Source organism: Leucobacter aridicollis (genome assembly GCF_013409595.1).
In the GTDB taxonomy this organism is placed as follows: domain Bacteria; phylum Actinomycetota; class Actinomycetes; order Actinomycetales; family Microbacteriaceae; genus Leucobacter; species Leucobacter aridicollis.
On record NZ_JACCBD010000001.1, the window covers coordinates 1,781,842 to 1,802,445 of the forward strand.

The window sequence follows — 20,604 nt, forward strand, 5'->3', positions numbered from 1 at the left end:
CGAGTATGCGGCGAGCATGCGGCGAGCATGCGCGCGTGTCGTGGCTCGGGCCCCGCCGGAGGCCAGCACTTCAGCCAGCGGCCGGTCTGTGCAAAGATAGTTCCCTGCATCGCAAGCACCAACGAACAGCACACTCACATCAGTCGCGCAGTGGGGAAGCGTCTCGATGGCTCCCCCTGTGTCTGCTGCGACGTGCACCACGACGGAGATGATTTCGTGAGCTCCACTGAGCGCACTCCCCCCGGCCACACGCCAGAGCCCGGCCACACGCCGCCCGAGCCGCAGCCCGGCGCCGTCCCCGAGCCGCAGGACATCGCTGCCGAGGCGGCGCCAGTTCAGGAGCCGCCCGCAACCACGGGCGCGCTGCTCCTCGAGCCCGGGGATCTCGACCTGCCCGACACCGTGCACCTGCACGAGGCAGTCCAGATTAACGACGACGACAGCGACGAGCGAATCACGGCGAAGCTGCGCACTCACGGGGTCCGGATCGGCAAGGGCATGATCTCTCCCCGCGTCTTCTGGCCGGCGCTCGTCATCATCCTCGTGCTCGTGGCGTACGCCGCCTTCTGGCCGAACTCGGCCGAGGCAACGTTCAGCTCGGTGCAGGGGTGGATCGTCGAGAACCTCGGCTGGTACTACATGCTCATCGTCGCGGCGTTCATCGCGATCGCTGCGACGCTCGGGTTCTCCCGGCTGGGCCGCATCCGGCTCGGCCGCGACGACGACGAACCTGAGTTCGGGCTGCTGTCGTGGTTCTCGATGCTGTTCGCCGCGGGCATGGGCATCGGCCTCGTCTTCTACGGCGTTGGCGAGCCCCTGACCTACGCCACCGTCGACCCAAAGCCCGGCTGGGAGGGCAGCCAGGCGGAGATCGCCGGCCTCGCCATGGCCCAGACCTTCGTGCACTGGGGCATCCACCCGTGGGCGATCTACGCGATCATCGGCCTGTCGATCGCCTACGCGATCCACCGCCGCGGGCGTCCGGTCTCAATTCGCTGGGCGCTTGAGCCGCTGTTCGGCGAGCGCGTGAAGGGCTGGACCGGCGACGTCATCGACGTGCTCGCGATCCTCGGCACCGTCTTCGGCGTCGCCACGTCGCTCGGGCTCGGCGTCCAACAGATCTCGGCGGGCATGCTCGAGATCGGCATCGTCGACCGCGTCGATAACACCACCCTTGTCGTGCTCATCATCGCGGTCACCCTCGTCGCCATGTTCTCGGTGATCAGCGGGATCGGCGCCGGCATGAAGTGGCTCTCGAACATCAACCTGTCGCTCGCGGGGGCGCTCCTCATCTCACTGCTGCTGCTCGGCCCGACGCTGTTCCTGTTCCAGAACCTCACCGAGTCACTCGGCTTCTATCTCGCAAACTTCATGCAGATGACGTTTGATGTCGGGGCGTTCCAGCGCGGCGAGGGCACGAGCTGGTTCGCGAACTGGACGATCTTCTACTGGGGCTGGTGGATCTCGTGGTCCCCCTTCGTCGGGATCTTTATCGCCCGCATCTCCCGCGGGCGCACCGTGCGCGAGTTCGTCGCCGGCGTCATGCTGGTTCCGACCTTCGTCGGCATTCTTTGGTTCTCCGTGCTCGGCGGGAGCGGCCTATTCCGGCAGTTCTTCGGCGCGGGCGATCTTGTCGAGGACGGCAAGCTCGACGTCGACAGTGTGCTGTTCAAGATCCTCGGTGACCTGCCGCTCGGCACGATGTTCTCGGTCGTCGGGATCCTGCTCGTCGCGATCTTCTTCATCACCTCGTCCGACTCTGGCTCGCTTGTCGTCGACATGCTCGCCTCCGGCGGCCACCCGAACCCGCCGACGTGGTCGCGCGTGCTCTGGTCCGTGATCGAGGGGCTCGTCGCGATCGCGCTGCTGCTCGCGGGCGGGCTGAAGTCGCTGCAGGCCGCGGCGCTCGCGACCGCGCTGCCGTTCAGCGTGATCCTGCTCCTCATGGCCTTCGCGACGGTGAAGGCGCTGCGCATCGACGACAGGGTCCTCGAACGGGCGGAGCGCACCGCAAGGATCGAGCGTCTCACCGAGCACATGACGACCCAGTTCGCCGAGAGGATCGGCGACAATCAGGCGATCGAAACCTATGTTGATGACCGCATCGATTACCGGATATCCCGCACCCGGGGCGCCTTCCCAGCGAGGCGAACGACCGCCGCCCAGCCCGCCAAGGCTGGAAAGCCCGCGAAATCCGGCAAGCCGGATCGGACGGACCGGCACGGCAAGCGCTAGCGTTCCCGCGGGCCCTGGGCCCCACACGCGGTGGCGGCCCGCACCGAGCATGCTCGGTGCGGGCCGCCGTTGCGTTCCGGTTGGCAGTCCTCGCTAGGCGATAGCGGCGATAGCCTCGCGGTACGCGCCGAAGTCGCGCGCCTCGCCGGGCGCGGTCTCGAACGAGGCGAGCACCGTGCGACCCTCCCCAATCACGAGGGTGGCGCGGGTCGCGATGCCGCGCTCCTCGATAAACACGCCGTACTCCTTGGACACGGCGCCGTGCGGCCAGAAGTCTGACAGGATCGAGAACTCGTAGCCCTCGGCCTGCGCCCACGCCTTCAAGGCGAAGACCGAGTCGACGGAAACGCCGACGAGGCGAACCTTGCTGTCCTCGAACACCTGCAGGTTGTCGCGGAGCTCGCACAGCTCGCCGGTGCAGATGCCCGAGAACGCGAGCGGGAAGAACACGAGCGCAACGGGGCCTTCGGCGACGAGCTCGCTGAGCGTGAGCTCCTCGCCGTGCTGGTCAGAAAGCGTGAAATCCGGGGCGATCGCGCCGACCTCTAGAACCATTGTCAAAAACCTTTCATGCGCCGCAGCGCCGCTTAGCGGATCTTGTATGCCCAAGACTAGTGGCGGCCCAGAAGAAATATTGTTCGGGATTCACACAGACACCACTTGGATTCTGCGTTTAGTCGTGGATGTTCGCTAGTCTGGAAGGTGCCCGCTAACCTTGCGGGGAGTTTTATGAGTTGCGTGCTCACCGGGGCTAAACCCATATGCCCATGGTTTGGCGCGTGGTGGCGAATGGAGCACTTTCCGTGGCTGTGAACACACAAGATCCTTACTCGCAGGATCACGAAGACATGGATCCCGCTGAGACCGCCGAATGGCGCGAGTCGCTTGACGGCGTCGTAGACACGCACGGCCCCGGCCGCGGTCGCGAGATCATGACGAGTCTGCTCGAGCGCTCGCGCGAGCTGCACCTCAGCGTGCCGATGGTTCCGACCACCGACTACGTGAATACGATCGCGTCAGAGAACGAGCCGAGCTTCCCAGGCGATCACGACACCGAGCGCCAGTACCGCTCGTGGATCCGTTGGAACGCGGCGATGACCGTGCACCGCGCGCAGCGGCCCGGCATCGGCGTCGGCGGCCACATCTCGACCTACGGATCGGCAGCGTCGCTCTACGAGGTCGGCTTCAACCACTTCTTCCGCGGGCAGGATCACCCCGGCGGCGGCGACCAGATCTTCGTGCAGGGCCACGCCTCCCCCGGCATCTACGCCCGCGCGTTCCTCGAGGGCCGGCTCAGCGCCGACCAGCTCGACGGGTTCCGCCAGGAGAAGTCGCACGCGCCCAACGCGCTGCCGAGCTACCCGCACCCGCGCCTCGCGCCCGAGTTCTGGCAGTTCCCGACGGTGTCGATGGGTCTCGGCCCGATCAACGCGATCTACCAGGCGCAGGTCAACAAGTACCTCCACAACCGCGGCATCAAGGACACGAGCGATCAGCACGTCTGGGCGTTCCTCGGTGACGGCGAGATGGACGAGGTCGAGAGCCGCGGCCAGCTGCAGGTCGCAGCGAACGAGGGCCTCGATAACCTCACGTTCGTCGTGAACTGCAACCTGCAGCGCCTCGACGGCCCTGTCCGCGGCAACGGCAAGATCATCCAGGAGCTCGAGAGCTACTTCCGCGGCGCCGGCTGGAACGTCATCAAGGTTGTCTGGGGCCGCGAGTGGGACGACCTGCTCGCCCGCGACTCGAGCGGCGCGCTGCTCAACCTCATGAACACCACGCCGGACGGCGACTTCCAGACCTACAAGGCCGAGAGCGGCCTGTTCGTGCGCGAACACTTCTTCGGTCGCGACGAGCGCGCGCTCGACCTCGTCAAGGACTACACGGACGACCAGATCTGGGGCCTGCGCCGCGGTGGCCACGACTACCGCAAGGTCTACGCCGCCTACCAGGCAGCCATGGCGCACAAGGGCCGCCCGACAGTGATCCTCGCGAAGACAATCAAGGGCTACGGTCTCGGACCGCACTTCGAGGGCCGCAACGCGACCCACCAGATGAAGAAGATGACGCTCGAGGATCTGAAGCTCTTCCGCGACACGATGCACATCCCGATCTCGGACGCGCAGCTCGAGGAAAACCCGTACCTCCCGCCGTACTACCACCCGGGCGAGAACGATCCGACGATCCAGTACATGCACGAGCGCCGGCGCGAGCTCGGCGGCTACCTCCCCGAGCGCCGGTCGACGCACATCGATCTCGCCGTGCCCGAGGAGAAGAGCTACGCGATCGCAGCGAAGGGTTCTGGCACGCAGGAGGCCGCGACCACGATGGTCTTCGTGCGGCTGCTCAAGGACCTCATGCGCGACAAGAACATGGGTGGCCGGTTCGTGCCGATCATCCCCGACGAGGCGCGCACGTTCGGTATGGACTCGTACTTCCCTACCTCGAAGATCTACAACCCGCACGGCCAGAACTACACCTCGGTCGACCGCGAGCTGCTGCTCGCCTACAAGGAGAGCCCGCAGGGCGTGCTCATCCACGTCGGCATCAACGAGGCAGGCGCCGCCGCCGCGTTCACTAACGTCGGCACCTCGTACGCCACGCACGGCGAGCCGCTGATCCCGATCTACATCTTCTACTCGATGTTCGGCTTCCAGCGCACCGGCGACGCGATCTGGGCGGCAGGCGATCAGATGGCCCGCGGCTTCATGATCGGCGCGACCGCCGGCCGCACCACCCTGACGGGTGAGGGGCTGCAGCACGCCGACGGCCACTCGCTGCTGCTCGCGCAGACGAACCCCGCGGTCGTCTCATACGACCCCGCCTACGGCTACGAGATCGGGCACATCATGCGCTCGGGCGTCGAGCGGATGTACGGCGGAACGCACTCGGATCCGAACGTCATGTACTACCTCACGGTGTACAACGAGCCGATCATCCACCCTGCCGAGCCGGCGGATGTGGACGTGGACGGCATCGTCCGCGGCATCCACCGCGTGAGCGCCGCGTCGGCGGGCACGCACAAGGCGCAGATCCTCGCCTCGGGCGTCGCTGTGCCGTGGGCGATCGAGGCGCAGGAGCTCCTAGCGACGGACTGGGATGTCGCCGCCGACGTGTGGAGCGTCACGAGCTGGGGCGAGCTCCAGCGCGACGGCCTGGCTGCCGACCAGCACAACTTCGAGAACTTCGGCGGCGAGCAGCGCACCGCGTACCTCACCGAGAAGCTCGCTGATGCTGAGGGCCCGAAGGTCGCCGTGAGCGACTGGACGCCCGAGGTCCCCGAGCAGATTCGTCCCTACGTGCCGGGCGACTACTCGGTGCTCGGCGCGAGCGGCTTCGGCTTCTCCGACACCCGCGCCGCGGCTCGCCGCTACTTCAAGATCGACCGCGAGTCGCTCGTCGTGAAGGTGCTGCAGCGCCTCGCGCTCGAGGGCAAGATCGACGCGAGCGTTCCCGTTGCCGCCGCTGAGAAGTACAAGCTCTCCGACGTCAACGCCGGAACCACGGGCGGCGCAGGCGGAGACGCCTAACGGGCGAACGGATGAGTCCCAACAAAGCTCAGGAACTCGCCTGGCTCCGCACGATCTCGGGCGAGCTGGCAACGCTGACGGTCACGCGGCTCGAGGACACGCTCCCCTGGTACGGGAGCATGCCCCCGAGCCGCCGATCGGCGGTCGGATTGGTCGCCCAGACCGGGATCAGTTCGTTCATCCAGTGGTACGAGAACCCGGGTTCGACGCCGTGGATCGCCTCTGACGTCTTCAGTTCCGCGCCGCGCGAGCTGTTGCGCTCGATCAGCCTGCAGGAGACCCTGCAGCTCATTCGCGTGGTCGTGACCGTCGTCGAGGAGCGGGTTGCGCCGCGGAGCGATTCGCTCCGCGAGGCGATCATGCACTACTCCCGCGACGTCGCCTTCGCCGCTGCCGACGTATACGCGCGGCAGGCGGAGGCCCGTGGCCTCTGGGACGCGCGCCTCGAGGCGCTCGTCGTCGATTCGATCCTCACGGGCGAGTCCGACGACGAGCTCCCCAGCAGGATCGCCGCGCTCGGCTGGCACGGCGATGGCGAGGCTGCGGTTCTCGTCGGCAGCGCCGAGCGTTCGGTGGACGTCGACCAGATGCGGCGGACGGCGCGACACGCCGGCGCCGATGTGCTGATCGGGCTGCAGGGCACCCGCCTCGTGCTCGTGCTCGGCCGCATGGCCCCGCCGCAACCGCAGGAGCCGGGCGCCGCACCCGAGGAGCCGCAGCGAACGTTCCTCGAGATCGCCGGCCGGCTCGCGGACGGCTTCGCGGACGGGCCGCTCGTGCTCGGTCCGACCGTGGACAACCTCATCGAGGCATCCCGCAGCGCCCGCGCTGCGCTCGCAGGCGTCGCCGTGGCCCGCGCCTGGCGCCACGCGCCGCGCCCGGTGCCAGCGGACGACCTCCTCCCGGAGCGAGCGCTCGCTGGGGACGGCCTTGCACGCAGAACCCTCATCGAGCAGATCTACGAACCGCTGCTCGCACACTCCGCTGAGCTCATGGAGACGCTCTGGTGCTACCTCGACAACGGCCGTTCCCTTGAGGCGACCGCACGCGAGCTCTTTGTGCACCCGAACACCGTGCGGTACCGGCTGAAGAAGGTGTCCGAGGTGATCGGCTGGAACGCCACCGGCGCGCGCGAGTCGCTGATTCTGCAGTCCGCGCTCATCGCCGGTTCGATCGCTCAGCAGGGCGGCCGACGGCAGCCGAAGCGCGGCTCCTAGCCCGTTTTGGCCGCCAAACGGCCGAGCCTTAGGCCCACATCTACAATGATTCTTCAAATTTATCGTCGGGTATATGCAGCCAGTTCGGCTCGCATCTGAGAAACTATTTGACGTGATTGTTATCGCTTGCCCGGGTCAGGGCTCCCAAACCCCCGGTTTCCTTACCGACTGGATCGCAGACGCCGAGTCCCGTAGCTTCCTCGAGGCGGCTTCGGAGGCCTCGGGCGTCGACCTGGTGCTGCACGGAACCGAGAGCGGCGCGGACACGATTCGCGCAACCGAGATCGCCCAGCCGCTCATCGTTGCCGCCTCGATCCTCTCGTGGCGCGCGCTCGCGTCGCGGCTTGAGCTCGCGGGCGTCGACACCGCTGCGCTCGGCGTCGCCGGCCATTCGGTCGGCGAGTTCGCCGCCGCGGCCGTCGCCGGCGTCCTGAGCGAGACCGACGCGGTTCGTCTCGTGGGCGTGCGCGGCCGCGCGATGGCTGAGGCGGCTGCAGCCGAGCAGACAGGCATGTCGGCCGTCGTCGGCGGTGTCGAGGCCGACGTGCTCGCCGCGATCGAGGCCGCAGGCCTCACCCCCGCGAACCGTAACGGGGGCGGGCAGATTGTCGCTGCTGGCACGCTCTCGGGCCTCGCCGCGCTCGGCGAGAACGCGCCGCGTGGCGCCCGCGTGATCCCGCTGCAGGTGGCTGGCGCGTTCCACACCGAGTTCATGGCTTCGGCGGTGCCCGTCCTCGCGGACGCGGCAGGCACGACCGACGTGAACGACCCGACGCGGAGTCTGTGGAGCAACGCTGACGGCGGGCTTGTCACCTCGGGCGCGAGCTTCCGTGATTCGCTCGTCTCGCAGATCGCGCACCCTGTGCGCTGGGACGCCTGCATGGAATCCTTCCAGGCTGCTGGCATCACCGGCCTCATCGAACTCACCCCTGCCGGTGCCCTCACCGGCATCGCGAAGCGCGGCCTGAAGGGAATCCCTTCGGTCGCCGTAAAGACCCCGGCTGACCTTGACGCTGCCGTGCAGCTCATCACCGACGCAGCCTGATCGAAAGGATCGACTCATGGCAACCCTCGTACAGCCAACGGGCCCGGCGCACACGCGCGTGCTCTCGGTCGGCGCCTCCCGCGGCGACCTCGACGTGCCCAACGATGACCTCGTAGGCCCGATTGATTCCTCCGACGAGTGGATCCGACAGCGCACCGGCATCGTGCAGCGTCGCCGCGCACGGAAGGGCCTGAACGCCGTTGACCTCGCGGTCGAGGCTGGCCAGGAGGCGATCGAGAAGTCTGGCCTCGAGCTCGCAGACATCGACGGCGTCATCATCTCGACGATTTCGAACGTCGCGGTGACCCCCTCGATGGCCGCGCTCGCAGCGCACCGGCTCGGGCTCACCCCCGCAGCAGCCTTCGACATCTCTGCGGCCTGCGCCGGCTACGTCTACGGCGTCGGCCAGGCGGATGCGCTCGTGCGCTCCGGGGTCTGCAAGAACGTGCTCGTCATCGGCGCGGAGAAGCTGTCAGACGTCGTCGATCCGACCGACCGCTCGATCTCGTTCCTGCTGGGCGACGGTGCGGGCGCTGTCGTCGTCGGCGCGAGCGACCACACCGGCATCGGCCCCACGGTCTGGGGTTCGGACGGCGAGAAGTGGGACACGATCAGCATGACGTCCACGTTCGAGGAGTACCGCGAGGCTCCCGGCGTTGTCGCGTGGCCGACGCTGCGGCAGGACGGCCAGACCGTGTTCCGCTGGGCCGTCTGGGAGATGGCGAAGGTTGCGCGGCAGACCCTCGAGGCCTCGGGCATCGAGCCGTCTGATCTTGCGGCCTTCATCCCGCACCAGGCAAACATGCGCATCATCGACGAGCTCGCGAAGCAGCTGAAGCTGCCCGAGACCGTCGCGATCGCACGCGACATCGAGATGCAGGGAAACACCTCTGCCGCGTCGATCCCGCTCGCGATGCACGCGCTCCTCGCGGAGCGACCGGAGCTCTCGGGGGGCCTCGCGCTCACCATCGGCTTCGGTGCGGGCCTCGTCTACGGCGCGCAGATCATCGAACTTCCGTAGCTTTTCGCTCAGGGACGCACCGCGCGCCCTGTCGACTTCCCGCGGGAAGTTGCGAGAAACTACTGCACGAGGTTTACTACAAACCCCCATTAAATAAGGAGAATCCAATGGCATTCAGCAACGAAGAGGTCCTCGCAGGTCTCGCCGAGCTCGTCAACGATGAGACCGGTATTGCGGCCGACGTTGTCGCCCTCGACAAGTCGTTCACCGACGACCTCGACATCGATTCGATCTCGATGATGACCATCGTCGTCAACGCAGAAGAGAAGTTCGACGTCAAGATCCCCGACGAAGAGGTCAAGAACCTCAAGACCGTCGGCGACGCCGTCGACTTCATCGTCAAGGCTCAGGCCTAAGCGAAGCTTTCGCGGCGGGATGGGCGGCGGCCGCTATCGGTCGCCCCATCCCAGCCGCTCGCTTCATCACACAGACTTTCGGGAGAACAGCCCCACAAGGGCGACTCCCCCAGAGCCACGCGGAGAGCGCAACACATGAGCAAGAAGATCGTCGTCACCGGTATCGGTGCGAGTTCGCCCCTGGGCGGTACCGCTAGCGAGAGCTGGGAGGCACTGCTCGCAGGCGAGTCGGGCGTGCGGACCATCGAAGCCGACTGGGTTGAGAAGTACGACCTTCCCGTCTCGTTCGCCGGTCAGGCCCGCGTGCAGCCCTCGGAGGTGCTTGAGCGCCCGGTCGCGAAGCGCCTCGATCCCTCGAGCCAGTTCGCCCTCGTCGCGGCGAAGGAAGCGTTTGCTGACGCTGGCTCCCCCGAGATCCCGTCGGAGCGCCTCGGCGTCGACTGGGCCACCGGCATCGGCGGCATCTGGTCGCTGCTGGACGCGTGGGACACCCTCCGCGAGAAGGGCCCGCGTCGCGTGATGCCCCTCACGGTGCCCATGCTCATGCCCAACGCGCCCTCGGCCGCGATCTCCATGCACTTCACCGCGCGCGCGTTCGCGCGCACCGTTGCCTCCGCGTGCGCGTCGAGCACCGAGTCGATCGCGAACGCGTACGAGCACCTCCAGCTCGGGCTCGCCGACATCGTCATCGCCGGCGGCTCAGAGGCCGCCATCCACCCGGTCACGCTCGCCTCGTTCTCGTCGATGCAGGCGCTGTCGCGCCGCAACGACTCCCCGGAGACGGCGTCACGGCCGTACAACACCGACCGCGACGGCTTCGTCATGGGCGAGGGCGCCGCGGCGCTCGTGCTCGAGACCGAGGAGCACGCACTCGCGCGCGGCGCCAAGATCTACGCCGAGATCGCCGGTGGCGGCGTGACCGCGGATTCATACCACATCACGGCGAACGACCCCGAGGGGCACGGCGCGATCCGCGCGATGAAGCTCGCGCTGTCACAGGCCGGCGCCCATCCGGAGGATGTCACGCACATCAACGCGCACGCAACCTCCACCCCGGTCGGCGACATCAACGAGTACACGGCGCTGCTCGGCGTCTTCGGTGATCGTGCCCGCGAGATCCCGGTCTCCGCGACGAAAGCCGCGACCGGTCACCTGCTGGGTGGCACCGGCGCACTCGAGGCGCTGTTCTCGGTGCTCGCGGTGCACAACCGCGTCGCTCCCCCGACGATCAACCTCGTCGATCAGGATCCCGAGATCCCGCTCCAGGTCTCGAGCGAGCCGCAGCCGCTCGCCGACGGCCCGCAGCTCGCGATCTCGAACTCGTTCGGCTTTGGCGGGCACAACGCCGTCGTCGCGATCCGCTCCTACGACGCGTAGCTCGCACATAGCCATAGGCAGCGCACCCGCGCCCGCACGCGATCGCCCCTCGAGCCGACAGGTTCGAGGGGCGATCGCCGTTCACCGCGCGAACGTTGTCGCCGCGCGGTCCCGGTGCACGGGCAGCACCCCGCATTCCACTACACTGGAGCGGTAGCGCACGGGGCGTTAGCTCAGTCGGTTAGAGCACTGGACTCATAATCCATCGGTCGCGGGTTCAAGTCCCGCACGCCCTACTTCACCACGGGCTGCAGCCGGACGAATCGTTCGGTTGCAGCCCGTCTCCGCATCGGCTTCCTCGACCGAATTCCCGACGCATCACGGAACGATTACGTTCGCCTGCGCGATCTCGCAAACCGAGTAGGGTTGCCTGCAGGGCTGCTGACAACGGCGTCGCCAGTCCGCCCTCTTCACAAGCATCCGCATCGCCGAGGCGGCACGCGGCCGGCAATACACAGCCGGCGCCACAGTCCCGGCGGACGTGACTCAGCAGGCCTCAGCTAGCGACGCGACCGGCCGCTACGCTCCGTCGTCAGGCGTGACCACCGGCAACTTGCCTGTGTGATCGAGCACCGATTGGCCAGACTGCGGGTGGAAGCGGGAGATGCCGATCACACCGATCATGGCGGTCGCCCCGGTGACCGCGAACGCGATCGCGACCCACAGTGGGGCGTCGGCGGCCTCCCCGAGAATGAGAATGCCGATAAGCACGGCAACCATCGGGTCGATGACAGTGAGACCCGCGACCACCAGGTCGGGCGGGCCCGACGAGTACGCGTTCTGCACGAACAGCATGCCGAGCAGGCCGCCAGCGGCGAGGGCGGCGACGCACGTCCACGTGAGCCACTCGAAGTCGCCCTGCTGGAGGCGCGAGATGACGACCTTCGCAAACGTCGCGACGAAGCCGTACAGCACGCCTGCGCCGACGATATAGATGAGGGCCACGCCGCGATGCCGGTAGAGCACGAACATCACGAGCGCAGCGACGAGCACGACGGCGAAGGTGATGAGGATCGCGATGAGCTTCGAATCGGTGACCACTTGGTCCGCGACGTTCGTCGCCGCGACAAACACAAACACCGCGATGCTCACGACAGCGAGCGCGATCGAGGCGGTCACCCGCTTGCCGAGCTTCACCCCGGAGATCCGCGAGTTGAGCACGGACGTGATGATGAGGCCGACGACGCCGATTGGCTGCACGATCGTGATCGGCGACAGCGACAGCGACCCGATCTGGAAGACGACCGCGAGCCCGAGCAGCACGGTTCCGACGACCCACGAGGGACGCTTCAGCAGCTTCAGCATGTGCCGGATCGAGAGCCCGGCGTGCGCGCTTTCGCCCGTGAGCCGCTCGACCTTGTTCAGCCCGCGCGATTGGTACTGCGCGCCGAACGCGAGCAGCGCCGCGCCGATGAGTGCGAGCGGGATTCCCCAGAACTGCCGGGGGTCAACGGCCATCGCCTCGGTCGCAACCGCGACGATACTGTCGAGCGCCTGCGGCAGCCCTGTTGGTGAGATCACCTAGAAAGCTTAGCCGTCGCCGCGCATGAGCTCAACGAGGCGTGCGGCGGCCGTCTCGACTTCGTCGTTCACAATGATCTCGTCGAACTCGTCTGCGGCGGCGAGCTCGATCTTCGCGGTCTCGAGCCGTCGTGCACGCTCCTCTTCGCCCTCGGTGCCGCGCCCGACGAGCCGGCGCACCAGCTCGTCCCAGCTCGGTGGCGCAAGGAACACGAGCCGCGCGTCAGGCATGCTCTGCCGCACCTGGCGTGCGCCCTGCAGGTCGATCTCGAGCAGCACGACCTCGCCCCGGGCGCTCGCCTCCATGACGGGGCCGCGCGGGGTCCCGTAGCGGTACTTGTTGTGGACGGTCGCCCACTCGAGCAGCTCATCGGCGGCGAGCATGCGGTCGAAGTCCTCGTCAGTGACGAAGAAGTAGTGCACGCCGTCAATCTCGCCGGGGCGGGGGGCGCGGGTCGTTGCCGAGACCGAGAGCTTCACGTCTGGGTGGTGGTCGCGCACGTACGTCGCGACGGTCCCCTTCCCCACCGCCGTCGGGCCGGCGAGCACCGTGAGCGGCGGGCGCTCACCGCGAGGCAGCGCGCCCGAGCGCTCGCGCACGAAGGTCTCCAGCCGGTCGCGCTGCAGTGCACCGAGGCCGCCGAGTCGCTTCCGTTCGGAGATCTGCAGGTCGTCACGGATGCGCTCCGCTTTCACCTGCCCGATGGACGGGAACGAGAGCAGGTAGTCGGTGATCCGCAGGGTCGCCGCCGCGTGGCCGGGCACCTTCGAATACTCGAGCACCTTGAGCGGCGAGATCTCGCCGCCGCGCAGCTTACGCTTGAGCTCGGCGCGGGCCTGACGCGCCGCGACGGCCGCCTTGTTCGCCGCGACCCGGTCTACCTCCGGCATTCCTGCCTGCTGCTTCGTCATGATCTCCCGTAGAGCGCCTCAGTAATACGATCGGCCCGGTCTCGGACGCGGGCCGCGAGGCCTTCGCCTCCACCACTAAGGATACTGCGCGATTCGTTCGCGAGCACAGCGTGGCCGATCCCACCAAAAATCTCTGCGGCGTCCTCGATCCGCGCGCCCTGGTGTCCGAAGCCTGGAGCGAGCACGGGCAGCGCCGGCGTGGCGCGTACGGTCGTGTCGATGCCGAAGTCGGCGAGCGTGAGCGTCGCGCCAAGCACAACGCCAACGGAGCCGACGCTGTCGGCGGGGTGCTCAGCCGTGTTGAACGCGTTCGCGCTCGCAACCATGGACGCGGCGAGCGTCTGGCCGTCGCCGCGAACCGCTGTCTGGACGTCGCGCGCTTCGGGGTTCGACGTCGCCGCGAGCACGAAGAGGCCCTTGCCGTGCGAGCGCACGTAGGGGAACGCGCCGGCAAGGGTGTCGAACCCCATGTACGGCGCGACGGTCATCGCGTCTGCTTCGAGCGGCGAGCCGGGCGCGAGCCACGCCTCGGCGTAGGCGGCGAAGGTCGAGCCGATGTCGCCGCGCTTCACGTCGGCGACGATGAGCAGGCCGGCGCCGCGCGCGTCGGCAAGGACGCGCTCGAGTGCGGCGAAGCCTGCTGACCCGAAGCGCTCGTAGAAGGAGATCTGCGGCTTCACGCACGCCGCGACGCCGGCGGCGGCCGCGACGACGTCGCGGCCCATCCGCTCGGCGCCAGCGGCGGAGTCGTCAAGGCCCCACTCGGCGAGCAGCGGCGCGTGGGGGTCGATCCCCGCGCACAGGTGCCGGCTCGCGGCGAACTCCGCCGCGAGCCTGGCACCGAAGCTCTGCATCACTCCGCAGCCGCGAGCGCGGCCTGGCGGTCTGCCTCGTACTCCTGCAGCGACTTCACATCGAAGCCCTGCTGCAGGGCCGACAGCGCGCCGACGGCGGCCGAGAGCTCCGAGACCGTCGTGAAGATCGGCTTGTCGGCCGCCACGGCAGCCGCGCGGATCTCGTAGCCGTCGGCGCGAGCCGAGCTGCCCGACGGGGTGTTGACGATCATGTCGATCTCGCCGCGGTTGATGAGATCGACGATCGTGTCGCCCTCGGCCTGCAGCGAGTGCTTGCGCGCGGTCTCCGACTCGATGCCGTTGCGCGCGAGCACGACCTGCGTGCCCTGCGTCGCGAGGATCCGGTATCCGAGCTCCTGCAGGCGCAGCGCGGGCAGCACGACCGAGCGCTTGTCGCGGTCGGCGACCGAGAGGAACACGGTGCCCGACTTCGGCAGCGAGCTGCCCGCGCCGGCCTGGCTCTTCGCGAACGCGGTCGGGAAGTCGCGGTCCATGCCCATGACCTCACCCGTCGAGCGCATCTCCGGTCCGAGCAGCGAGTCGACGACGAGGCCCTCGTTGGTGCGGAAGCGCTTGAACGGGAGCACCGCCTCCTTCACAGCGATGGGGGCGTCGATCGGGGCGCGCGAGCCGTCGCGCTCGGGCAGGAAGCCCTCGCCGATGAGCTCGGCGATGGTCTCCCCCGCCATGATCCGCGACGCAGCCTTCGCGAGCGGAATGCCAAGCGCCTTCGAAACGAACGGCACCGTGCGCGATGCGCGCGGGTTGGCCTCGAGCACGTAGAGCACGCCCTGGCCGATCGCGAACTGCACGTTGAGCAGCCCGCGCACGCCAATGCCCTCGGCGATCCCGAGCGTCGCCTCGCGCACCTGCGCGATCTGGTCGTGGCCGAGCGTCACGGGCGGCAGCGTGCAGCTCGAGTCGCCCGAGTGCACGCCGGCCTCCTCGATGTGCTCCATGACGCCGCCGACGTAGAGCTGGTCGCCGTCGTAGAGCGCGTCGACGTCGATCTCGATCGCGTCGTCGAGGAAGCGATCGACGAGCAGCGGGTGGCCGGGCCCGACGAGCGCGTGGCCCTCGATCCGCTCGAAGTAGCCGTGCAGCGACTCGGTGTCGTACACGATCTCCATGCCGCGGCCGCCGAGCACGAACGAGGGGCGGACGAGCACCGGGTAGCCGATCTCCTCCGCGATCCTGATCGCGCCCTCCTTGTCGATCGCGGTCCCGTTGCGCGGGGCGGTGAGGCCCGCGCGCTCGAGGATCTGGGCGAACGCGCCGCGCTCCTCGGCGAGGTCGATCGCCTCTGGCGTGGTGCCGAGGATCGGGATCCCGGCGTCCTTCAGCGGCTGCGCGAGCCCGAGGGCAGTCTGGCCGCCGAGCTGCACGACGACGCCGAGGAGCTCGCCCGACGCCTGCTCGGCGTGGATGACCTCGAGCACGTCCTCGAGCGTGAGCGGCTCGAAGTACAGGCGGTCGGACGTGTCGTAGTCGGTCGACACTGTCTCGGGGTTGCAGTTGATCATGATTGTCTCGTAGCCAGCGTCGCTCAGCGCGAACGAGGCGTGCACGCACGAGTAGTCGAACTCGACGCCCTGACCGATACGGTTCGGGCCGGAGCCGAGGATGACGACCTTCTTGCGGTCGCTCGGGGTGACCTCCGTCTCAAGGTCGTACGACGAGTAGTGGTACGGGGTGAGCGCGGGGAACTCGCCGGCGCAGGTGTCGACGGTCTTGAAGACCGGGCGCAGGCCGAGGCCGTGACGCAGGCCGCGGACCTCCGACTCCGAGATGCCGCGGATAGCCGCGAGCTGCGCGTCCGAGAAGCCGTGATCCTTCGCCTCGCGGAGCACGTCGAGCGAGAGCTGCGGCGCAGCCTTCACCATGTCGGCGACCTCGTTGATGAGCACGATCTGGTCGAGGAACCACGGGTCGATCGAGGTCGACTCGAAGACCTGCTCGATCGACGCGCCGAGGCGGAGCGCCTGCTGCACGTCGACGATGCGGCCGTCGGTCGGGCGCTTGATCGTCTCGAGCAGCTCGGCGACGCGGGCTGCGGCGTCGCCGTCGACAGCGTCCCAGTGGAACGAGGTGCCGCGCTTCTCGAGCGAGCGGAGCGACTTCTGCAGCGCGGTCGTGAAGTTGCGGCCGATCGCCATCGCCTCGCCGACCGACTTCATGGTCGTCGTGAGCGTGTCGTCAGCCGCGGGGAACTTCTCGAAGGCGAACCGCGGGGTCTTCACGACGATGTAGTCGATCGCGGGCTCGAACGAGGCCGGCGTCTTCTGCGTGATGTCGTTCGGGATCTCGTCGAGCGTGTAGCCGATCGCGAGCTTCGCCGCGATCTTCGCGATCGGGAAGCCCGTCGCCTTCGACGCGAGCGCCGAGGAGCGCGAGACGCGCGGGTTCATCTCGATGACGACGACGCGGCCGTCGGCCGGGTCGATCGCGAACTGGATGTTGCAGCCGCCCGTGTCAACGCCAACGCGGCGGATGATGTCGATCGAGATGTCGCGCAGGTTCTGATACTCGCGGTCGGTGAGCGTGAGCGCCGGTGCGACGGTGATCGAGTCGCCGGTGTGCACGCCAACGGCGTCGACGTTCTCGATCGAGCAGACGACGACCGCATTGTCCTTGGTGTCGCGCATGAGCTCGAGCTCGTACTCCTTCCACCCGAGGATCGACTCCTCGAGCAGCACCTCGGTGGTAGGGCTGTAGTGCAGACCGTCGGTGACGATGCGCACAAGCTCCTCCTCGGTGTACGCGAAGCCCGAGCCGAGGCCGCCCATGGTGAACGAGGGGCGGACGACGAGGGGGTAGCCGAGGTCCTGGGCGTACTCCTTCGCCTGCTCGAGCGTGTTCGCGACGTACGACTTCGCGACGCCCGCGCCGGCTGCGATCGCGATGTCCTTGAAGAGCTGGCGATCCTCGCCCTTCTGGATCGCGTCGACCTTCGCGCCGATGAGCTCGACGTTGTACTTCTCGAGGATCCCCTGCTCGTGCAGTTCCATGGCCGCATTCAGCGCGGTCTGGCCGCCGAGGGTCGGGAGGATCGCGTCGGGCTTCTCCTTCTGGATGATCGTCTCGATGACCTCGGCGGTGATCGGCTCGACGTACGTCGCGTCGGCGAAGTCGGGGTCGGTCATGATCGTGGCCGGGTTCGAGTTCACGAGGATGACGCGGACGCCCTCCTCGCGCAGCACGCGGCACGCCTGGGTTCCCGAGTAGTCGAACTCGCAGGCCTGACCGATGACGATCGGGCCGGAGCCGATGACGAGGACAGAGTTAATGTCTGAACGCTTGGGCATGTCTGGTTAAGCTCCCTGAGTGGTGGTGTCGGCGGCTGCGGCGCGGTCTTGGACCAGAGCGCGGAAGCGGTCGAACAGGTAGAAGGCGTCGTGCGGGCCGGCGGCCGCCTCGGGGTGGTACTGCACGGAGAACGCGGGGATGTCGAGGCATTCGAGGCCCTCGACGACCTGGTCGTTCAGGCTGTAGTGGCTGACCTGCACGCGGCCGAAGCCCGCGGGCGATTCGAACTCGCCGTCGATCGGGGCGTCGACCGCGAAACCGTGGTTCTGCGCGGTGATCTCGACGCGGCCGGTGCGCTTGTCGAGCACGGGCTGGTTGATGCCGCGGTGGCCGAACGGCAGCTTGTACGTGTCGAGGCCGAGCGCGCGGCCGAGCAGCTGGTTACCGAAGCAGATGCCGAAGTACGGCAGACCGTCGCGCAGCAGCTGCGCGAGCAGCTCGACCTGTGCGTCGCTCGCAGCGGGATCGCCAGGGCCGTTCGAGTAGAAGACCGAGTCGGGCGCGAGCTCGCGGATCTCCTCAAGCGTGGTCTGCGCGGGCAGCACGGTGACGTCGAAGCCGTGCTCCGAGAGGTACTGCACTGTCGCGCGCTTGATGCCGAGATCGAGGACGGCGATGGAGCCGACGCGCTCGACGCCCTCGGCCGATGCGACCTCGTAGCGCTCGGGGGTCGTGACCTCGGCGGACAGGTTCTTGCCTGCCATGCCGGCCTGGTCGCGAACGAGCGCGAGCTGCTCGTCGTCCGAGAGCTCGAGGTCGGCGCCCGAGAACACGCCGGCGCGCATCGCACCCGCCGAACGAATCTTGCGGGTCACGGCGCGGGTGTCGATGCCCGAGATGCCGACGACGCCGTCGTTCTTGAGGTCCTCGTCGAGCGAGCGCTCGGCGCGGAAGTTCGAGACGCGTCGCGCCGGATCGCGGACGATGAAGCCCTCAACCCAGATCTTGCGCGACTCCATGTCGGTGTCGTTCGCGCCGGTGTTGCCGATGTGCGGTGCGGTCATGAGCACGATCTGGCCCGCGTACGACGGGTCGGTGAGGGTCTCCTGGTACCCGGTCATACCCGTCGAGAACACGATCTCGCCGAGCGAGCGGCCCGTGGCGCCGTAAGCGCGGCCGGTGTATCGCGTACCATCCTCGATCACGAGCACTGCTGCTCCTGCGGGGAGTGCGGATGCTGGCGGCACCGTCACTTCATTCGTCGTCGTGGTCACGCGTCCTCCTGGCTCGTGTGGGTGGTGTGGCTCGGTGTAAAAGTCTGTGATTTGGGGGCGGCGGGGGCGATCTCGCCGACGGCCGCCGCGAATCGTCGCTGCTCGCCCGGGGTCTGGAAGCGGAAGCTCGACTCGACGGCGCGCCCGTCGGTTCCCTCCCAGCCGAGCAGGGCCAGGCCGTCGCGCTCGACGACCTTGCCGATGCGGCCGCCCGCCGAATCGGTGCCGCGCACGCTCGCCGCGGCGAGGTGCACCGGGCGTTCGCCGGTCACGGAGATCTCGACGCCGTCGCGGCGAACCGTGACGTCGGCCCAGCCCTTGTAGCGCAGGCCGGGGATCGCGAGCCGCTCGAGGGGGGCGCCCGCCGGCGTCGTCGACACGTAGCCGACGTGCTCGAATGTCTGCACAACGTCACCGGCGAGGCCGTGGTCGGGCAGAGCGAGCCCCGCGTCGCGCCGGTTGCGTGCGCGCCAGGCGAGTGCCATGAAGGTGAGGATCCCGGAGGCGATGACGAGCCAGAGGATCAGGAACATTGTGCGGCTCATGCGCTCGCTCCGTTCTGTGCGTTCAAGTTCTGTGCGTTCAGGTGCTGTGCGGCAGCGTTCCGTGCAGCAGCATTCCGTGCCGACGCGTGCTCGGCCACGAGCTCTGTGCCGCTGAGCTCGCCGTCGGCGAGCGTCAGGTAGCCCTGCCTGATGGTGTGCGCGACCCGGCCGGGCAGCTCCATCCCGAGGAACGGCGAGTTCGTGCTGAGGCCGTGCAGGCGTGCGGTGTCGAACACGCTGACGCCCTCGGGGTCGACGAGCACGATGTCGGCCGGCTGGCCGATGTCGAGGGCGCTCGGGTGCTCCCCGTCGGCGCCAACCGCGAGCCTGCCGATCTCGGCGGGCTTCTGCGACAGCAGCGCCTCGAGCTCGGCCCAGCTGGCGTGGCCGGGCTGGATGAGCGAGAGCAGCGCGATCGGGAAGGCCGATTCGAGGCCGACCATTCCGAACGCGGCCGAGTCCCACTCGCATTCCTTGGCTTCGACGGGGTGTGGCGCGTGGTCGGTGGCAACGATGTCGATGAGCCCGTCGGCGACGGCCTGCCTGAGTGCGTGGACGTCCTCCTCGCGCCTGAGCGGCGGGTTCACCTTGTAGCGCGCGTCGTAGCTGCGCGCGAGGTCCTCGGTGAGGATCAGGTGGTGTGGCGTCACCTCCGCGGTCACCTGGATGCCGCGGGCCTTCGCCCAGCGAATCACCTCGACCGACCCGGCCGTCGACAGGTGGCAGATGTGCAGCCTGGCGCCGACGTGCTCGGCGAGCAGCACGTCGCGGGCGATGATCGATTCCTCGGCGACCGCCGGCCACCCCTTCAGGCCGAGCTCGCTCGAGAGCGCGCCCTCGTTCATCTGCGAGCCCTCGGTGAGGCGGGGATCCTGCGCGTGCTGCGCGATCACGCCGTCAAACGTCTTCACGTATTCGAGGGCGCGGCGCATGAGCAGCGGATCGTGCACGCACTTGCCGTCGTCGGAGAAGACGCGCACCTGGGCGCGGGACTGGGCCATCGCGCCGATCTCGCTCAGCCGCTCACCCGCGAGGTCCTCTGTGACGGCGCCGATGGGGCGCACCGTCGCGTAGCCTGCCGCGTCGCCGAGGGCCTGGACCTGCTCGACGACTCCGGCTGTGTCTTGCACCGGCAGCGTGTTCGCCATCGCGAACACCGTCGTGAACCCGCCGGCCGCTGCGGCGCGGGTGCCGGTGAGCACGGTCTCCGACTGCTCGAAGCCCGGCTCGCGGAGGTGGGTGTGGAGGTCAACGAAGCCGGTGAACGCGACGAGGCCATCAGCCTCGATGACGCGTTCGCCGTCGCGCGGCTCGAGCCGGGGCTCCCCCGCGACTCCGCCGCGCTCGACGATACGGCCGTCCGCGACACGCAGGTCCACCTGCGGAGCGCCGGTGATGTCGGCGCCGCGCTCGACGAGGTCGGCCGCTAGTCGCGCGCCGCGGATCAGGATCCCGTGAGTCATGAGTTTCT

At 68.2% G+C, this 20,604-nt stretch carries 15 protein-coding genes and 1 tRNA gene; 8 read left to right on the forward strand and 8 right to left on the reverse strand.

Features of this window, described 5'->3' with window-relative positions:
- The first annotated feature begins 216 nt into the window (after positions 1-216).
- On the forward strand, positions 217-2,235 hold the full coding sequence (locus BJ960_RS08215) for a BCCT family transporter (RefSeq protein ID WP_372430585.1): 2,019 nt from the start codon (positions 217-219) through the stop codon (positions 2,233-2,235).
- 93 nt (positions 2,236-2,328) lie between these two features.
- On the opposite strand, the gene BJ960_RS08220 is transcribed toward BJ960_RS08215, so the two are convergent.
- Complete coding sequence (locus BJ960_RS08220) at positions 2,329-2,790, reverse strand: peroxiredoxin (RefSeq protein ID WP_185986920.1); 462 nt, start codon at positions 2,788-2,790, stop codon at positions 2,329-2,331.
- Between the two features lie 248 nt (positions 2,791-3,038).
- Here BJ960_RS08220 and aceE point away from each other — a divergent pair, with 248 nt between their 5' ends.
- From aceE to BJ960_RS08255, 7 genes are all read left to right on the forward strand, one after another.
- Positions 3,039-5,765: a pyruvate dehydrogenase (acetyl-transferring), homodimeric type gene (gene aceE / locus BJ960_RS08225; protein WP_121072147.1), complete on the forward strand. Its 2,727-nt coding sequence runs from the start codon at positions 3,039-3,041 to the stop codon at positions 5,763-5,765.
- Positions 5,766-5,776: 11 nt separating this feature from the next.
- The gene (locus BJ960_RS08230; RefSeq protein ID WP_121072149.1) at positions 5,777-6,982 is read left to right on the forward strand and encodes a PucR family transcriptional regulator; all 1,206 of its coding nucleotides are present in this window, start codon (positions 5,777-5,779) and stop codon (positions 6,980-6,982) included.
- 112 nt (positions 6,983-7,094) lie between these two features.
- Entirely contained in the window at positions 7,095-8,027 is a 933-nt protein-coding gene (locus BJ960_RS08235; protein ID WP_185986921.1) for an ACP S-malonyltransferase, read from the forward strand.
- Between the two features lie 16 nt (positions 8,028-8,043).
- On the forward strand, positions 8,044-9,048 hold the full coding sequence (locus BJ960_RS08240) for a beta-ketoacyl-ACP synthase III (RefSeq protein WP_119283864.1): 1,005 nt from the start codon (positions 8,044-8,046) through the stop codon (positions 9,046-9,048).
- A 107-nt stretch (positions 9,049-9,155) separates the two neighbouring features.
- A complete protein-coding gene (locus BJ960_RS08245; protein WP_010157098.1) occupies positions 9,156-9,404 on the forward strand; it encodes an acyl carrier protein in 249 nt (82 codons plus the stop codon).
- A gap of 135 nt (positions 9,405-9,539) precedes the next feature.
- Positions 9,540-10,781, forward strand: a complete 1,242-nt coding sequence (locus BJ960_RS08250; protein WP_121072153.1) for a beta-ketoacyl-[acyl-carrier-protein] synthase family protein — start codon at positions 9,540-9,542, stop codon at positions 10,779-10,781.
- 162 nt (positions 10,782-10,943) lie between these two features.
- Positions 10,944-11,017: transfer RNA gene (locus BJ960_RS08255), tRNA-Ile, on the forward strand.
- Between the two features lie 283 nt (positions 11,018-11,300).
- Here the strand turns inward: BJ960_RS08255 and BJ960_RS08260 are convergent.
- From BJ960_RS08260 to BJ960_RS08290, 7 genes are read right to left on the reverse strand one after another with little or no spacing between them, the layout of a single operon-like run.
- Entirely contained in the window at positions 11,301-12,302 is a 1,002-nt protein-coding gene (locus BJ960_RS08260) for a DMT family transporter (protein ID WP_307814631.1), read from the reverse strand.
- Positions 12,303-12,311: 9 nt separating this feature from the next.
- Entirely contained in the window at positions 12,312-13,214 is a 903-nt protein-coding gene (gene gmk / locus BJ960_RS08265; RefSeq protein ID WP_185986922.1) for a guanylate kinase, read from the reverse strand.
- Positions 13,211-14,068, reverse strand: a complete 858-nt coding sequence (gene pyrF / locus BJ960_RS08270) for an orotidine-5'-phosphate decarboxylase (protein WP_185986923.1) — start codon at positions 14,066-14,068, stop codon at positions 13,211-13,213. Before pyrF ends, gmk begins: the two co-directional genes overlap by 4 nt.
- Positions 14,068-17,373, reverse strand: coding sequence for a carbamoyl-phosphate synthase large subunit (carB, locus tag BJ960_RS08275; protein WP_185986924.1), 3,306 nt, complete (start codon positions 17,371-17,373; stop codon positions 14,068-14,070). The genes pyrF and carB overlap by 1 nt, the downstream gene beginning before the upstream one ends.
- 6 nt (positions 17,374-17,379) lie before the next feature.
- Entirely contained in the window at positions 17,380-18,588 is a 1,209-nt protein-coding gene (gene carA / locus BJ960_RS08280) for a glutamine-hydrolyzing carbamoyl-phosphate synthase small subunit (RefSeq protein ID WP_183075210.1), read from the reverse strand.
- Complete coding sequence (locus BJ960_RS08285; protein ID WP_185986925.1) at positions 18,585-19,133, reverse strand: PH-like domain-containing protein; 549 nt, start codon at positions 19,131-19,133, stop codon at positions 18,585-18,587. The genes carA and BJ960_RS08285 overlap by 4 nt, the downstream gene beginning before the upstream one ends.
- The gene (locus tag BJ960_RS08290) at positions 19,130-20,596 is read right to left on the reverse strand and encodes a dihydroorotase (RefSeq protein WP_185986926.1); all 1,467 of its coding nucleotides are present in this window, start codon (positions 20,594-20,596) and stop codon (positions 19,130-19,132) included. Before BJ960_RS08290 ends, BJ960_RS08285 begins: the two co-directional genes overlap by 4 nt.
- Positions 20,597-20,604: the final 8 nt, after the last annotated feature.

Bases quoted from the DNA above. Each gene is read 5' to 3' on its own strand.
- BJ960_RS08230 (WP_121072149.1), top strand. From the start codon at position 5,777: ATGAGTCCCAACAAAGCTCAGGAACTCGCCTGGCTCCGCACGATCTCG.
- BJ960_RS08285 (WP_185986925.1), bottom strand. From the start codon at position 19,133: ATGAGCCGCACAATGTTCCTGATCCTCTGGCTCGTCATCGCCTCCGGG.
- BJ960_RS08250 (WP_121072153.1), top strand. From the start codon at position 9,540: ATGAGCAAGAAGATCGTCGTCACCGGTATCGGTGCGAGTTCGCCCCTG.
- gmk (WP_185986922.1), bottom strand. From the start codon at position 13,214: ATGACGAAGCAGCAGGCAGGAATGCCGGAGGTAGACCGGGTCGCGGCG.
- BJ960_RS08220 (WP_185986920.1), bottom strand. From the start codon at position 2,790: ATGGTTCTAGAGGTCGGCGCGATCGCCCCGGATTTCACGCTTTCTGAC.
- BJ960_RS08245 (WP_010157098.1), top strand. From the start codon at position 9,156: ATGGCATTCAGCAACGAAGAGGTCCTCGCAGGTCTCGCCGAGCTCGTC.
- BJ960_RS08240 (WP_119283864.1), top strand. From the start codon at position 8,044: ATGGCAACCCTCGTACAGCCAACGGGCCCGGCGCACACGCGCGTGCTC.
- carB (WP_185986924.1), bottom strand. From the start codon at position 17,373: ATGCCCAAGCGTTCAGACATTAACTCTGTCCTCGTCATCGGCTCCGGC.
- pyrF (WP_185986923.1), bottom strand. From the start codon at position 14,068: ATGCAGAGCTTCGGTGCCAGGCTCGCGGCGGAGTTCGCCGCGAGCCGG.
- BJ960_RS08290 (WP_185986926.1), bottom strand. From the start codon at position 20,596: ATGACTCACGGGATCCTGATCCGCGGCGCGCGACTAGCGGCCGACCTC.